Raw genomic sequence first — 15,465 nt, 5'->3', positions numbered from 1 at the left:
TATCAGGCGGGAGTGACGCTGAGAGCTCAGACCTCATGGCGCCTCGGCGGACCGGGACGCAGAAGCGCGCGTGGCACAATACGCCCCCTTCTTCACCAGCCAGAAGCCGCCGATGCGCCTGTCGCAGTTCCATCTCCGCACCGAGAAAGAAACCCCCGCCGATGCCGAGGTGACCAGCCACAAGCTGATGCTCAAGGCCGGCATGCTGCGCAAGCTGGGCGCCGGTCTCTACACCTGGTCGCCGTTAGGCCTGCGGGTGCTGCGCAAGGTGGAGGGCGTCGTGCGCGAAGAAATGAACGCCGCCGGCGCGATCGAATTGCTGATGCCGGCCGTGCAGCCGCGTGAGTTGTGGGAGGAAACCGGCCGCTGGGAGAAGTTCGGCGGCCAGTTGCTCAAGATGCAGGACCGCAAGGAGAGCTGGTACTGCTTCGGCCCGACGCACGAGGAAGTGATCACCGATTTCGCGCGCAGCGAACTGGCCAGCTACAAGCAGTTGCCGGTGAATTTCTACCAGATCCAGACCAAGTTCCGTGACGAGATCCGCCCGCGCTTCGGCGTGATGCGCGCACGCGAATTCCTGATGAAGGACGCGTACTCGTTCGACATCGACGAGGCCGGCATGGCCGCTTCGTACCAGACCATGCATGCGGCCTACACGCGCATCTTCACCCGTCTGGGGCTGGAGTTCCGCTCGGTGCAGGCCGATTCGGGCGCGATCGGCGGTGACGCCTCGCAGGAATTCCACGTGATCGCCGACTCGGGCGAAGACGCGCTGGTGTTCTCGACCGGGTCCGACTACGCCGCGAATGTCGAAGCCGCGCGCGCGGCCGCACCCGCGCCACGTCCGGCGGCGTCGGAAGAGATGCGCAAGGTCGACACGCCGACGCAGAAGACCTGCGAAGCTGTCGCCGAGCTGCTCGGCATGCCGCTCGCGCGCACCGCCAAATCCATTGCGCTGATGGCCGGCGAGACTTTCGTGCTGGCGCTGGTGCGCGGCGACCACGCGGTCAATACGATCAAGCTGGCCAAGATCGAAGGCCTTGCCGATCACCGGATGGCGACGGATGCGGAAATCGCCGCGCACCTCGGCGCAACACCGGGCTTCCTCGGCCCGATCGGTGCGTCCGGGCCAATCCGCGTCGTCGCCGATCTGGAAGTCGCCGCCCTGGCCAATTTTGTCGTCGGCGCCAATGAAACCGGCTTCCATATCGCCGGCGTCAACTGGGGCCGCGATCTACCCGAGCCCGATGTCATCGCCGACATCCGCGACGTCGTTGCAGGCGACCGCGCCGAAGACGGCGGCGAACTGAAAATCGCGCGCGGTATCGAGGTCGGCCATGTGTTCCAGCTCGGCCGCAAATATGCCGAGGCCATGAATTTCAAGGTGCTCGACGCCAACGGCAAGGCGACCGTGCCCTTCATGGGCTGCTACGGCATCGGCGTGTCGCGCATCGTCGCCGCGGCGATCGAACAGAACCACGACGCCAACGGCATCCTGTGGCCGGTCGCGATGGCGCCGTGGCAGGTGGCGGTGTGCGTGATCAACCCGAAGAACGAGGCCCACGTGGCCGAGGCTGCGGATGCGCTCTATCGCGAACTCAACGCAGCCGGTTTCGACACCGTGCTCGACGACCGGGGTCTGCGCCCGGGGATGATGTTCGGCGACATCGAGCTGATCGGCATTCCCCACCGCGTCGTGGTGTCGGCGCGCGGGCTGGAATCGGGCGCGTTCGAATATCGCGCGCGCAACGCCAGCGAAGCCGAGAATCTCGACCGCGAGGCGCTGTTTTCACGTCTGCGCGACTGAGAATTTCCAGCGCGAAACCGGCGGTATTTACCGCCGGATAATCCGGATCCTTCACGCCGCCTGCCCGCGCAGGTGACGTGCCCGCGCGGTCGTTATTTGTCCGCCGGGGATAAACCGGATTAAGATGCGGCCCATGCCAATGGACTGGTATTCCCAATAATCAGCCGGAGCCGACTCGAATGGCGTTTGACCTCAATGCGTTTTCCCCCCAGCAGCTCGATGCGCTGATCACCCAGGCCAAAGAGCGCAAGACCACGCTCAAAAAGCGCAAGCCGCTGACGGCCGTGCGCAAGAAGCTGACCGACATGGCCGCGGCCGAGGGTTACAGCATCGCCGAGCTGTTCGGTGGCAGCACGCCGCGCGCGACACCGGCCGCAGCCCCGGCGACGCGCAAGAGCGCGACCAAGGGCCGCAAGCTCGGCAAGGTGGCGCCGAAGTACCGCAACCCGGCGAACAAGAACGAAACCTGGACCGGTCGTGGCAAGCAGCCGCTGTGGCTGGCCGCGCACACCAAGAAGGGCCGCAAGCTGGAAGAGTTCCTGATCCAGAAGTGATTGCGGCGGCGCAGAACGCGCAGCACCGCTTCGACGACGCCCTCCGCATGGAGGGCGTTTTCGTATGCGGCGTCAGAGGTTCTTGCGCGCGGGCAGCACGACGTTGCCGAACAACAGCCCGGCAATCAGTGCCAGCACGATGTTCATCACCACCAGCGCCGCTTCCTGGCCTGCAGCCATGTCCTGCTGCTGCACCAGATTCATCAGCCCGCGCAGGCTGTTGCTGCCGGGCACCAGCATGATCAGACCAGGCACGCGGATCACCGCGCCGGGGCGATTGGCCCAGCGCGCGTAGCCGTTGCCCGCGGCGGTGGTCACCAGCGCAGCAACGAACAAACCAATGTTTGGACCCAGCGCCGCGCCGACCCAGCGTGAGATGAGATAGCCCGAGGCGGCGGCGCCCATCACCAGCAACACATCGCGGCGTCCGGCCCGGAACAGGATCGCAAACGCACCGGCCGCGGTGGCCAGCGCCGCCCACTCCACCCAGTCGGGCTGCGGCCGCAGCGCGCGTACATTCGGAGTGACCCCGAGCATCTGCATCAGGGTGAGCGCGATGATCGTGCCGATGGTGAGCTTGAGTACGGTCGTGATCGCCCCGGCGAAGCGCGCGGTGCCCGACACCAGATGCTGGCTGGTCAGCTCGTTGATCGCGTTGGTCAGCGCCATACCCGGCAGCATCACGATCAGCGACGCGATGACCACGGTATTGAGATTCAGCGGGGCGATGAAGGCCGACACCAGGATCGCCACCAGCCCGGCCAGCATGCCGGCCAATGCCTCGTGCGCCTCCTTCAGCCGGGTGCCGTCGCGGGTGACCATGTCGAGCAGGCCGATCAACAGGCCGATGGTGCCGGCCGTGGCGATATCCGCCCAGGGCAACCGCCACAAGCCAGCGACGCCCATCGCCACCATCGCGAAGCCCATGACCTGGAGCGCCTTGCCCCAGGCCCGCGGCTGGCGTTCGTCGAGCGCGCGCAGGGCGGCATAGCCTTCGGCCAGATCCATCTCACCGGCCATCACCTGCTCGGCGATCCGGTCGGTCTCACACAGCTTGTAGAGATCCACATCGCCCGGCGACATGCGGATCACGCGCGTGGTGTCGCTGTCGCCCGGCGGCCGCAGCGGATCGCTGAAGGACAGCACCATACCGGTCGGGTTCACCCAGGGCTCGCAGTCGACGCCCAGTTGCTGGGTCACCGAGATCACCGCGCCCTCGAGGCGCTGTGCGGTGGTGCCATAGGCGTGCAGATGCTCCGCCAACTCGACCACGAAGGCGATGCGCGTGGCGTAACTAGCGGTGGTGAGCGGGGTGGCACGCGACATCCGCACAGGATCGCACGGGCGACCGCGGCCCGGTAGGCGTCGCGACCGTGATGCGCGGCGTCACGCGGGATTTCGGTATGCTCACCGGCGTTTGCACCTCGACCGACCGATGCCTGCATGACCGTCCCCCGACACGCCACGCCCAGCGCCGAATCCGGCGACGGTGGGTCGTTGCGGCTGCGCGGTCAGTGGACGCTGGCGCATGCGGGCGACATCGAAACCGTTCTGCGGGCGCACGAGGCGCCAGCGGGCCCTGTCGACGCGACGGGCGTCGAGCGGCTGGATTCGGTGGGCGTGCTGCAACTGCTGCGCTTCGCCCACAAGCGCAACCTCGATTTCGCGACGTTCCGCTTCCGCGACGACCACCATGCGCTGGTGGAGGCGATCGAGGATGTCGCCGACGATCGTCCGAAGAAGAAGCGGGACTACGGTTTCCAGGCTGCGCTGGCGCGCCTGGGCGAGACGATGCACGACAACGGGCGCGAGGTCGTCGCGCTGGTCAGCTTCCTTGGCGAGACTCTGCTCAAGCTCGGCCGCCTGCTGGTATCGCCGCGGCGCTTCCGGCTGACCTCGACCGTGCACCACATGGAGCAGGTCGGCCTGGACGCGGTCCCGCTGGTCGCGCTGCTGTCGTTCCTGGTGGGCGCAGTCATCGCCTTCCTCGGCTCGACCGTGCTCGCGGAATTCGGCGCGACCATCTTCGTCGTGGAACTGGTGTCGATCGCATTCCTGCGCGAGTTCGGCGTGCTGCTGACGGCGATCCTGCTCGCCGGCCGTACCGCCAGCGCGTTCACCGCGCAGATCGGCGCGATGGTGAGCCGGGAAGAAGTGGACGCCATCCGCACCCTCGGGCTCGATCCGGTGGACCTGCTGGTGATCCCGCGCGTGGTTGCGTTGATGGTGATGCTGCCATTGCTGACCTTCGTGGCGATGATCGCCGGCCTCGTCGGCGGCCTGACCGTGGGTGCCTTCAGCCTCGACATTCCACCGCAGGCCTATATGGCGCGCATGTACGAAACCATGAACGTCCGGCATTTCTTCGTCGGCATGTCGAAAGCGCCGATCTTTGCGCTGGTGATCGGTCTGATCGGCTGCCTGGAAGGCCTGCAGGTCAAGGGCACGGCGCAGTCGGTCGGCGAACGCACCACCTCGAGCGTGGTGCAGACCATTTCGCTGGTGATCGTGTTCGACGCGTTCGCCGCGATCTGGTTCATGCACGTGGGTTGGTGACGACGTGATAGGTGATTCGTGACGGGTGATTCGAAAGAGCAGGCGCGCGTGAGCCCACCCGGGGATCGGGAGGCTGACGCCGTGTCCAATTCCGAATCACCAATCACCAATCACACCGACGGCGACATCGCCATCCGCGTGCGTGGCCTGGTCAACCGGTTCGGTTCGCAGACCGTGCACGACAATCTCGATCTCGACGTCCGCCGAGGGGAGATTCTCGGCGTGGTCGGCGGCTCGGGGACCGGCAAGTCGGTGCTGATGCGCAGCATTCTCGGTCTGCGTCCGCCGCAGGCCGGCGCCATTGAGGTGCTGGGCGCCGATGCGCTGTCGCGCGATATCGAAGAGCGCCGACATATCGAGCGCAATACCGGTGTCCTGTTCCAGGACGGCGCGCTGTTTTCGTCGCTGACCGTCGGCGAGAACGTGCAGGTGCCGCTGAAGGAACATCATCCGGACCTGCGTGATTCACTGCGCTACGAACTGGCGTTGCTGAAGGTCAAGCTGTCTGGCCTGCCGGCCAACGCGCTCGACAAACTTCCGGCGGAACTGTCGGGCGGCATGCGCAAGCGCGCGGGCCTAGCGCGGGCGCTGGCGCTCGATCCGCCGCTGCTGTTCCTCGACGAACCCACGGCCGGCCTGGATCCGATCGGCGCGGCCGCGTTCGACCGACTGATCCGGACATTGCAGGAAGCGCTGGGCCTGACGGTGTTTCTGATCACGCACGACCTCGACACGCTGTACGCGATCTGCGACCGCATCGCGGTGCTGGCCGACGGCCAGGTGGTCGCGGTCGCGCCGGTGGCGGAGATCGAACAGGTCGATCACCCCTGGATCCAGGATTATTTCCACGGCCCGCGCGGCCGTGCCGCACGCGATGCCAAGGCCCACGCCTCGGGAGCTCATTGATGGAAACCAGAGCCAACTACGTCCTCATCGGCGCCTTCACGCTGATTGCGTCGATCGCCCTGCTCGGCTTCGCGCTGTGGGCGGCGAAGTACTCGTCCGACCGCAGCTGGAACGAGTTCGACGTCGTCTTCCGCGAGCCGGTGACCGGCCTGACCGAAGGCAGCAGCGTGCAGTACAACGGCATTGCGGTCGGCACGGTCGACAGCCTGCAGCTCGCGCCGCAGGATCCGCGCCAGGTCATCGCGCGGCTGCGCGTGCAGGCCAATGCGCCGGTCAAGACCGACACCCGCGCACGTATGTCGATGACCAGCCTGACCGGCTCGCCGATCATCCAGCTCACCGGGGGTTCGCCCGAGGCGCCGATGCTGGTGTCGGAAGACGGCGACCGGGTGCCGATCATCCAGACCGAGGCCTCGGCGCTGCAGAACATCTCCGACACCGCGAACCGTCTTGTCGAGCGGCTCGACCAGGTGCTCAGCGAAGAAAATGTTGCGCGCATCGCCAATACGCTGGAGAACATCGAAGGCATGACCGGCTCGGTCGCCGGGCAACGCGAGGATCTGGCGGCGATCATCATCAACGCCCGCACCGCCAGCGAGCAGCTGGAACAGACGTTGACCACCACGAATCGCGCGATGACCAATTTCGACCGCGAACTGGTGCAGAAGCTGCCGACGCTCGTCGCGAGCCTCGAGAGCACATTGGCGCGCATGGATTCCGCCGCCGGCGGCGCCGACACCATCCTCAACGAGAACCGCGCGGCGATCAGCAGTTTCGCCAACGACGGCCTGTCGCAGCTCGGACCGACCCTCGGTGAACTGCGTTCGCTGGTCCGCGACCTGCGCCGGATCAGCGACCGCCTCGATGCCAACCCTGCGCGCTACCTGCTCGGTCGCGATGCGCCGAAGGAGTTCGAACCCGAATGAGTACGCTCACGACATCCACGCGACGCCGCCTGCCCCGGCTCGCCATCGCTCTCGCACTGGGCGCCCTGCTCGCAGGGTGCAGTTCGCTGCTGGGGGGCGGTGGTGGTGACCGTGACCGCGCGACGATCTACGCCCCCGACCCCCGCGTGGCGGCCGATCCCGCCTGGCCCCAGGCGGACTGGCAGTTGATGCTGAGCCCGCCCACCGCGGCGCGGATGATCGACAGCTTCCGCATCGCCGTACGGCCGACGCCGGCCGAACTGCAGGTCTATCGCGGCGCCAGCTGGTCGAAGACGCCCACCGACATGCTCCAGGACACGGTGTTGCGCGCGCTCGAGGATTCGGGCCATATCGCCGCCGTCGCGCGTCAGGGCGCGGGTATGACCGCCGACTACAAGCTGGTCATCGACCTGCGCAGGTTCGAAGCCGACTACAACGGCAACATATTGCCGGCGGCCACGATCGAAGCCAATGTCAAGCTGATCCACAACATCGACCAGACCGTGGTCGGATCGCGCACCTTCCTCGCAGCGCAACCTGCAACGAGTACCGAGGTCGCGGAGGTCGTGGATGCGTTTTCGACCGCGCTGCAAACGGTTGGTGGCGAGATGGTCGGCTGGATTCTCGAATCCGGCAACGCGCACGAGGCGACGCACGCCCGTCGTCCCCCTAGCGCGACCGCGCCTCGGCGCTGAGGCACCCCGCCGGGGTTGCGGACGTTGCGCTTCACTGCGTATGCGGATGACGCACCGCCCGGCCTCACCGCGGACGCAACTCTGCACTTGGCGCGCATGCGACAGCGCGCCTCAACGCAGAATTCGCCGAAATGTGAGATTGATCCGCGGCCCCACCGGCCGCGCAGTTCTCGGCAATGCATGTCGAAACCGCGCCTGCGTATCACCACGCATCACCAGCAGGCTGCCGTGCGGCAGTTCCAGCGCATGTCGCGCCAACCGCCCCTCCGTATCCGGCGCACGCGCCTTGAGCACGAAACGCCGCGTTGCGCCGAGGCTCAATGACGCGATCACCGGCTCAGGGCCGAGCTCGCGCTCGTCGTCGCTGTGCCAGCCCATCGCGTCATTGCCGTCGCGATAGAGATTGGCGAGCACGCTGTTGTAGGCCACGCCCGTTGCCGCGGACACCGCCTCACGAACGGGCCTCAAAGCCTCGGGCCACGGATGCGGCGCAAACGTCGTGCCCGAATAGCGATAGCTCGCGTCCGGATCGCCAATCCAGCAGCTCAACCGCGGCGCGTCGATCTCACGCCCGAACATGCGCAGGCGGTGGCGGCTCCAGGGGACTTGCGCAAGCAGCCCTGCAAACAGCAGGTCGGCTTGGCGCGCCGACATCCAGGTCGCGTCGAATTCGACATCCATTGCAGCCAATACGTGTGCACCGTCCTGTCTCACCATAGATATAGAATGATGCAGCCACGCATCGATTTGCGGCTCCGCATGGCGACCCGCCACAATCCATACATGATTTTTCCTACGCCCCCCCGTCTCAGCGCCTGCAAGAGTCTCGCCTCGGTCCGCTGTCGTCGTGACGCGCGTTTGCGATGAGTCACATCAGCGCGTTTCTGCGGGCATTACGCCGCAGCATCGAAGTTCGTGGTGGCGGCCTCCGCGGCATCGCAGGCGTCATTGAAAGGACGTGGAAAATGCTGCGGGCGCTGGGTCCAGGCGGAGTGCTTGCCCGCATACAGTCGGCCGGACGCACAATGCCACCGGCGCTGATGCCGGCAGACCACTATCCTTTCCCTCCACCTTTCGCGAGTGACCGCAATATGCTTCGCGTCGGCGTGGTGGTTCACATGTTCTATCCCGATCTCGCCGACGAATTCGCTGTCGCGCTGTCGCGAATGCCATTGCCCTTCGTGCTGCTGGTGTCCGTGACTGATCCTAAAGCCGAGGCCACAGTACGGGCCGCATTCGCAAGCATCGAAGGGGCTCAGCGCCTGGAAATCGTAAGGGTGCCGAACCGCGGCCGGGATATCGCTCCGCTCCTCGTGACATTCCGCGAGCAGATCCTGCAACTTGATGTCGTCGGGCACCTGCACACGAAGAAGTCGCTGTACACAGGCAGTACGCAGGACCGATGGCGTACTTATCTCGTGGACGCGCTTATGGGAAGTCGGGAGCGGATCGAGTGGCAACTGGGAATGTTCGCAGCCGAGCCGAAGCTCGGCCTAATATATCCGGAAAGCCACGAGACCGTGCCGTTGTCAGGACACACCTGGCTTGCCAACGTAGCAGCGGCGCGCACGATTTCCGTTAGACTCGGCGTGACGATCGATCCCGATGCGTATCTCGACTTTCCCGCCGGCTCAATGTTCTGGGCGCGAGTCGAAGCTATCCGGCCGATGCTCGCCTTGCGCTTGCCGATCGAAGCGTTTCCGGAAGAGCAGGGGCAACTGGACGGCACACTTCAGCATGCTGTCGAGCGTCTCTTCGTCGCGACGGTGCGCGCAGGGGGGTTTCTCTCGGGCGTGCTCCCGCGGGACGGGGCCCTTGCACTGACTCTCGAAGGCGCGCGCAACTGGCATACCTATTTCGCCTCTCCTCTGGAGGAACGGATCGGTGCTGCCACGATCGACTCGGCTTTTATCTCACTAGACATTTTCGACACGCTCGTACAGAGACCGTTCATCACCCCTGAAGGCGCGCGACACTATCTCGCACGATTGGCCGAGGTCACCTTGGGCGTCACCGATTTCGTGAACCTGCGCGCCCGCGCTGAAGCGCTTGCACGCCATAAAGCCGGTCGGGACCCCACCCTCGGCGAAATCTATGCCGCTGTCGAGGTTCTAGAAGCCAAGGCTCCCGCCGATGACCTGCAAGCACTTGAGCTCGAAACCGAACGCCGCTTGCTCCAGCCCCGGACGGGTGTTCTCGCCGCGCTCGCCCCGCTGCGCAGACGAAAGCTGCGTATGGTTGTGTTGTCTGACATGTATCTGTCTGCCGCAACGCTACGCGAAGTTCTTCCGCCAGCGGTTTCGCAGTCCATTGAAGCCTGGTATGTCTCCTGCGAGACCGGCTGCCGCAAATACGATGGCGATGCATGGCCCATGCTCGTAGAGCGGGAACGGCAGCCTTTATCCAGATGTGTACACATTGGCGACCATGAGCGCGCTGATCTTCAGCAACCGCGTTCGCACGGAATGGAGATGCCCGTCCACGTGCTGCGCGCATCCGCGCTGCTGGAGGTCGTGCCAGCGCTTCGCCCGCTACGCATCGCCCAGGGCGCGTCGTGGTGCGAACAACTCAGGCTGGGACTCATCGCCAACCATTTCAGCCACATCGCGGACGTGTCACCTAACGTGTTCCGACAGGGCCTGCCCATCACGCCAGATACCTTCGGATACGTGGTTCTTGGCCCATTCGTGCTCGACTTCGTGACCTGGCTGGCCCAACTGGCGCGGGCTCAGGGTGTGGAGCACCTGCTGTTCCTGAGCCGCGAAGGCCACCTGCTCTCGCAGGCTTTCGAACGCGTCATTGCAGGGACTTCATCTACGCGACCAGATATCCGCGGCAGTTACTTTCTGGCGTCTCGCCAGGCAACCGGTCTCGCGGCGATTCGCAGCGCGGACGACATCGATCGATTGTTCGAGGGCACCTTCAACGGCACGCTCGGCGATCTGCTCGACGCACGGCTGGGCGAAACGGCCACCCGCACAGTCAGTGCAGCAGTGGGGGCAGCGGCAATGTACGAGCCGGTATTCCTGCCCGAAATGCATGCTGTTGTGTTGGTTCGCCTGACACCGGCGGTCGACGCTCTTCTGGAGTTAGCTGCGTCCACCCGCGAGACCTATCAGGAATACTGGCGGGAAAAGGTCGGAACCGCGCGTCCTATGGTGGTCGACATCGGCTATGCCGGCACGATCCAGCGAAATCTCGCGGGCCTGTTAGGCCATTCGGTAGACGGGGCCTATTGTGCGTTGGACGGTCGCGCCCGGTCGCGGCTGGAACACGTGGGCCAGGCGCACGCGCGCTACCATGATGGTCGGAACAGCATGGCGCCCTCGACCGTCCTTTCGCACGACCTGCTTCTGGAGTCCGTACTGACCGCCTCACACGCCCAATTCGCCGGGTTTCAGCCCGAGACGCGCACCCCCCTTTACGCGCGTCAGGAAATTGATGCGACCCAATGGGCCACGATCGATAGCGTACACAAGGCCGCTCTGCGCTTCATCGATGCGGCCCTGTCTATGGCAGGCCCGTTGTCGCAAGAACTCGTGTTCAATCCGGAATCGGTGCAGGTGCCCCTCGAATGCGTCGGGAGCGGCCGTTGGGCTGCGCCCTGGCTGAGGAGGGTCGGGGTCGACGACGCGTTCACCGGCCGCGGCCATATCGCCGCCGCCCCTTTGCCCAAAGGCGCCTGACGCGCCTCAGCCTGCGCCCGTGAATGTCACGCCGGTCTGCTGTTTCAGCGCATCGGCATCCACACCATCTGCGGTTTCAACCAGCACCAGCCCGTCCGCCGTGACGTCGAACACCGCAAGGTCCGTGATGATCCGGTCGACCACGCCCACGCCCGTCAGCGGCAGCGTGCACTCGGGCAGGATCTTGTGGCTGCCGTCTTTCGCGACGTGCTCCATCAGGACCACGACGCGCTTGACGCCGGCGACGAGGTCCATCGCGCCGCCCATGCCCTTGACCATCTTGCCGGGCACCATCCAGTTGGCGAGATCGCCGCTGCCGGTGACCTGCATCGCGCCGAGGATCGCCAGGTCGATGTGCCCGCCGCGGATCATCGCGAACGAGTCATGGCTGCCGAAATAGCTCGCACCCTTGCGCGCGGTGACGGTCTGCTTACCGGCGTTGATAAGATCGGCATCGACCTCGTCCTCGGCTGGAAACGGGCCGATGCCGAGCAGGCCGTTCTCGCTCTGCAGCCATACGTCCACACCGTCGGGAATGTGGTTGGCCACCAGCGTCGGCAGGCCGATGCCGAGATTCACGTAGGCGCCGTCGGTCAATTCGCGCGCCGCGCGCGCGGCCATTTCATCGCGTGTCCAGGCCATTACTTCACTCCTCGCACGGTGCGCTGCTCGATGCGCTTCTCTGGCGTCGCGTTGACGACGATACGGTCCACGTAGATGCCCGGCAGGTGCACCTGGTCGGGATCGATCTCGCCGATCTCCACCAGTTCCTCGACCTCGGCGACGCAGATCTTGCCGGCCATCGCGCAGGCCGGATTGAAATTGCGCGCGGTCTTGCGGAACACGAGATTGCCCGCTTTGTCGGCCTTCCACGCCTTCACCAGCGCGACGTCGGCCACCAGCGCGGTCTCCAGCACGTAATGCTTGCCGTCGAACTCGCGCGTCTCCTTGCCCTCGGCGACGATGGTCCCGAAGCCGGTCGCGGTGAAGAACGCCGGAATGCCCGCGCCGCCGGCGCGCAGGCGCTCGGCCAGCGTGCCTTGCGGGTTGAACTCGAGTTCCAGTTCACCGCCGAGATACTGGCGTTCGAACTCTTTGTTCTCGCCCACGTAGGACGAAATCATCTTGCGGATCTGCCGGGTTTCCAGCAGCTGGCCGAGACCGAAGCCGTCGACGCCTGCGTTGTTGGAGATCGCGGTGATGTCCTTGACGCCGGAATCGCGCAGGGCGGCGATCAACGCCTCGGGAATTCCGCACAGGCCGAAGCCGCCGACGGCGAAGGTCTGGCCATCGGCGACGATGTCGGCCAATGCGGTCACGGCATCGGGATACTGCTTGCCGCGTCGATCCGCGGCGGAACTCTGCTCGCTCATTGTGATCCTCATGGCGCAACGGCCTTCGATTCTACCGGCTGCGCGGGCGCGCGGCCTTGGACCTTGGTGCAGTGGCAAACGGTCCTGTCCAGTCGAAACGCTAGAATCGGCCCATCCCCGTACCGATGGACCGACGATGCCCCTGCCCGCCTTCAAGGCCTACGACCTCCGCGGCCGCGTGCCTGACGAACTCAACCCCGGCCTGGCCCGTGATATCGGGATCGCATTGGCGGGTCAGCTGCCGCCAGGCGCGATCGTGCTGGGGCGCGACGTACGTCTGAGCAGTCCGGAGCTGCAGGCTGCGCTGGCGGACGGTCTGCGCAGCCAGGGCCGCGAGATCATCGACATCGGCGTCGGCGGCACGGAAGAGGTCTACTTCCAGGTCGACCACCTCGGCGCGGCCGGCGGCGTGATGGTGACCGCAAGCCACAATCCGATGGACTACAACGGCATGAAGCTGGTGCGCGAGCATGCGCGGCCGATCAGTTCGGACACCGGCCTGTTCGCGATCTCCGATGCGGTCGAGGCGGGCAACCTGCCGGCGCCGGTTGCGACGCCCGGCCATGAAACACCCATGCACGACAAGTCGGCCTACATCGCCCACCTGCTCGGCTATGTCGATCGCGCGGCGCTGCGTCCGCTCAAGCTCGTGGTCAACGCCGGCAATGGCGGTGCCGGCTCGATCGTCGATCTGCTCAGCCCCCACCTGCCGTTCGAGTTCGTGCGCGTATTCCACGATGCGGACGGAAACTTCCCGAACGGCATTCCCAACCCCCTGTTGACCGAGAACCGTCAGGCCACGGCAGATGCGGTGCGTGAACACGGTGCCGACTTCGGCATCGCCTGGGACGGCGACTTCGACCGCTGTTTCTTCTTCGACGAGACGGGCCAATTCATCGAGGGCTATTACCTGGTCGGTCTGCTGGCCGAAGCGATTCTCGCCAAGCAGCCGGGTGGCAAGGTCGTGCACGATCCGCGCCTGGTCTGGAACACCGTCGAGCAGGTCGAGGCCGCCGGCGGCGTGCCGGTGCTGTGCAAGAGCGGCCACGCCTTCATCAAGGAAAAGATGCGCGCCGAAGACGCGGTCTACGGTGGCGAAATGAGCGCGCATCATTATTTCCGCGAGTTCGCCTATGCGGATTCCGGCATGATCCCGTGGCTGCTGATCGCCGAACTCGTCTCCACCAGCGGCCGCTCGCTGGGCGATCTGGTGGCGGAACGCGTCGCGAAATTCCCGTGCAGCGGCGAGATCAACTTCCGTGTCGCGGACGCGAAAGTCGCAGTCGATCGCGTGATGGCGCATTACGCAGCGCAGTCGCCTGAAATCGACCGCACCGACGGCATCAGCGCCGACTTCGGCGACTGGCGCTTCAACCTGCGCAGTTCCAACACCGAACCGCTGCTGCGGCTCAACATCGAGACGCGTGCGGACCAAGCACTGCTCGAAGCCCGCACGCGCGAACTGTCCGACCTGTTGTCCGCCTGAGGCCTGTCATGTCCACGATCGTCCCGGTTCTGCTCTCCGGCGGCTCAGGCACGCGCCTGTGGCCGTTGTCGCGCGAGATGCACCCCAAACAGTTCCTGCCTCTGGTGGGCACGGACACGATGCTGCAGGCGACCTGGCTCCGCGCGGCGCCACTGGCCGACAGCGCAGGGCCGATCGTCGTCGCGAACGAGGCGCATCGCTTCGTCGTCGCCGAGCAGTTGCAGCAGGTCGGCGCGCGTCCCGCGGCGATCGTGCTCGAACCGGTCGCCCGTAATACCGCACCGGCGATCGCGGCAGCTGCACTCGAAGCGCTGCGTGAGACGCCGGATGCGGTGCTGCTGGTGTTGCCGTCCGATCATGTCGTGCAGACGCCGGAGGCCTTTCATGCAGCGGTGCGCACCGCACTGCCTGCGGCCGAGGCCGGCAAGCTGGTGACATTCGGCGTCGTGCCGCGCGGGCCGGAAACCGGCTACGGCTACATCAAGGCCGCGAACGGCAATGGTGGCGGACCTGTGCCTGTCGAAGCCTTCGTCGAGAAGCCGGATCTGGCACGTGCCCAAGCCTACGTCGCATCCGGGGATCATTTCTGGAACAGCGGCATGTTCCTGTTCCGCGCCGATGTCTACCTCGCCGAACTGGAACGCCATGCACCGGCGATGCTCGCGGCGGTGCGCGCATCGTGGTCGGCCGCGCGCAAGGACGTCGACTTCACCCGTCTCGACGCCGACGCATTTGCCGCAAGCCCTTCGGACTCGATCGACTACGCAGTCATGGAGAAGACCGACGCGGCGGTGGTGATGCCGCTGGACGCAGGCTGGAGCGATGTGGGGTCCTGGGCGAGCCTGCGCGAGGTCTCGCCGCAGGACGCCGAAGGCAATGCGCATCACGGTGAGGTCGTGTCGATCGACTGCCGCAACACTTATGCCTACGGCGAACGCCTGATTGCGATGATCGGGCTGGAAGACACCATCGTCGTGGAAACGCCGGACGCGATCCTCGTCGGGCGCAGCGACCGCATCCAGCAGGTCAAGGACATCGTGGCCGAACTCAAGTCACGTGATCTGCCGCAAGCCGCCTGGCATCGCAAGGTCTACCGTCCGTGGGGCGCCTACGACTCGATCGACCATGGTCCGCGTCACCAGGTCAAACGCATCACGGTCAAGCCTGGCGGCGTGCTGAGCCTGCAGATGCACCATCACCGCGCCGAACACTGGATCGTCGTCAGTGGCACGGCAGAAGTCACGCGAGGCGACGACGTGCTGTTGCTGAGCGAGAACCAGAGCACCTATATCCCACTCGGCGTGACGCACCGGCTGCGCAACCCGGGCAAGGTGCCGCTGGAACTGATCGAGGTGCAATCTGGCAGCTATCTGGGCGAGGACGACATCGTGCGTTTCGAAGATACCTACGGCCGCGCCTGATCGGCGCGAATCGTTTCAACGCAGAACGGCGCCCAACGGCGCCGTTCTGATGTCC

Annotated in this window: 13 protein-coding genes; 9 read left to right on the top strand and 4 right to left on the bottom strand. The window is 65.6% G+C overall.

Translation table 11 applies throughout. From position 1 onward, the window contains the following. Positions 1-112: 112 nt before the first annotated feature. Together J2X52_RS09875 and J2X52_RS09870 are read left to right on the top strand one after the other, a co-directional pair. Positions 113-1,807, top strand: a complete 1,695-nt coding sequence (locus J2X52_RS09875) for a proline--tRNA ligase (RefSeq protein ID WP_310152484.1) — start codon at positions 113-115, stop codon at positions 1,805-1,807. A 179-nt stretch (positions 1,808-1,986) separates the two neighbouring features. Next, positions 1,987-2,361 carry an H-NS histone family protein gene (locus J2X52_RS09870; protein WP_310152302.1) on the top strand — a complete coding sequence of 125 codons (375 nt, stop codon included), beginning with the start codon at positions 1,987-1,989 and terminating at the stop codon, positions 2,359-2,361. Between the two features lie 72 nt (positions 2,362-2,433). Here J2X52_RS09870 and J2X52_RS09865 read toward each other — a convergent pair whose 3' ends face one another. Beyond that, positions 2,434-3,687: a threonine/serine exporter family protein gene (locus tag J2X52_RS09865; RefSeq protein WP_310152300.1), complete on the bottom strand. Its 1,254-nt coding sequence runs from the start codon at positions 3,685-3,687 to the stop codon at positions 2,434-2,436. A 117-nt stretch (positions 3,688-3,804) separates the two neighbouring features. On the opposite strand from J2X52_RS09865, the gene J2X52_RS09860 reads away from it, so the two are divergent. The 4 genes from J2X52_RS09860 to J2X52_RS09845 all read left to right on the top strand — a co-directional run bounded on the left by J2X52_RS09860 (position 3,805) and on the right by J2X52_RS09845 (position 7,444). Continuing rightward, positions 3,805-4,917: an ABC transporter permease gene (locus tag J2X52_RS09860; protein ID WP_310152297.1), complete on the top strand. Its 1,113-nt coding sequence runs from the start codon at positions 3,805-3,807 to the stop codon at positions 4,915-4,917. Between the two features lie 81 nt (positions 4,918-4,998). Next, a complete protein-coding gene (locus tag J2X52_RS09855; protein WP_310152294.1) occupies positions 4,999-5,823 on the top strand; it encodes an ABC transporter ATP-binding protein in 825 nt (274 codons plus the stop codon). Continuing rightward, entirely contained in the window at positions 5,823-6,749 is a 927-nt protein-coding gene (locus J2X52_RS09850) for an MlaD family protein (RefSeq protein ID WP_310152292.1), read from the top strand. Before J2X52_RS09855 ends, J2X52_RS09850 begins: the two co-directional genes overlap by 1 nt. Next, a complete protein-coding gene (locus J2X52_RS09845) occupies positions 6,746-7,444 on the top strand; it encodes an ABC-type transport auxiliary lipoprotein family protein (RefSeq protein ID WP_310152289.1) in 699 nt (232 codons plus the stop codon). The genes J2X52_RS09850 and J2X52_RS09845 overlap by 4 nt, the downstream gene beginning before the upstream one ends. Positions 7,445-7,555: 111 nt before the next feature. Here the strand turns inward: J2X52_RS09845 and J2X52_RS09840 are convergent, their stop codons facing one another. Then, positions 7,556-8,125: an alpha-ketoglutarate-dependent dioxygenase AlkB gene (locus tag J2X52_RS09840; protein WP_310152287.1), complete on the bottom strand. Its 570-nt coding sequence runs from the start codon at positions 8,123-8,125 to the stop codon at positions 7,556-7,558. Between the two features lie 182 nt (positions 8,126-8,307). Here J2X52_RS09840 and J2X52_RS09835 point away from each other — a divergent pair, with 182 nt between their 5' ends. Beyond that, a complete protein-coding gene (locus J2X52_RS09835; protein WP_310152284.1) occupies positions 8,308-11,130 on the top strand; it encodes a rhamnan synthesis F family protein in 2,823 nt (940 codons plus the stop codon). A gap of 6 nt (positions 11,131-11,136) precedes the next feature. Here J2X52_RS09835 and J2X52_RS09830 read toward each other — a convergent pair whose 3' ends face one another. Both J2X52_RS09830 and J2X52_RS09825 read right to left on the bottom strand, forming a co-directional pair. Beyond that, entirely contained in the window at positions 11,137-11,772 is a 636-nt protein-coding gene (locus J2X52_RS09830) for a CoA transferase subunit B (RefSeq protein WP_310152282.1), read from the bottom strand. Further along, on the bottom strand, positions 11,772-12,503 hold the full coding sequence (locus J2X52_RS09825; protein WP_310152279.1) for a CoA transferase subunit A: 732 nt from the start codon (positions 12,501-12,503) through the stop codon (positions 11,772-11,774). Before J2X52_RS09825 ends, J2X52_RS09830 begins: the two co-directional genes overlap by 1 nt. Before the next feature lie 136 nt (positions 12,504-12,639). Between J2X52_RS09825 and J2X52_RS09820 the strand changes: the two genes are divergently transcribed. Both J2X52_RS09820 and J2X52_RS09815 read left to right on the top strand, forming a co-directional pair. Next, entirely contained in the window at positions 12,640-13,989 is a 1,350-nt protein-coding gene (locus J2X52_RS09820) for a phosphomannomutase (protein WP_310152277.1), read from the top strand. Between the two features lie 8 nt (positions 13,990-13,997). After that, positions 13,998-15,410, top strand: coding sequence for a mannose-1-phosphate guanylyltransferase/mannose-6-phosphate isomerase (locus tag J2X52_RS09815; protein WP_310152274.1), 1,413 nt, complete (start codon positions 13,998-14,000; stop codon positions 15,408-15,410). Positions 15,411-15,465 lie beyond the last annotated feature (55 nt).

Origin of the sequence: Luteimonas sp. 3794 (genome assembly GCF_031456825.1) — a bacterium.
Taxonomy (GTDB): Bacteria; Pseudomonadota; Gammaproteobacteria; order Xanthomonadales; family Xanthomonadaceae; genus Luteimonas.
This window is presented reverse-complemented; position numbering and strand designations above follow the sequence as displayed.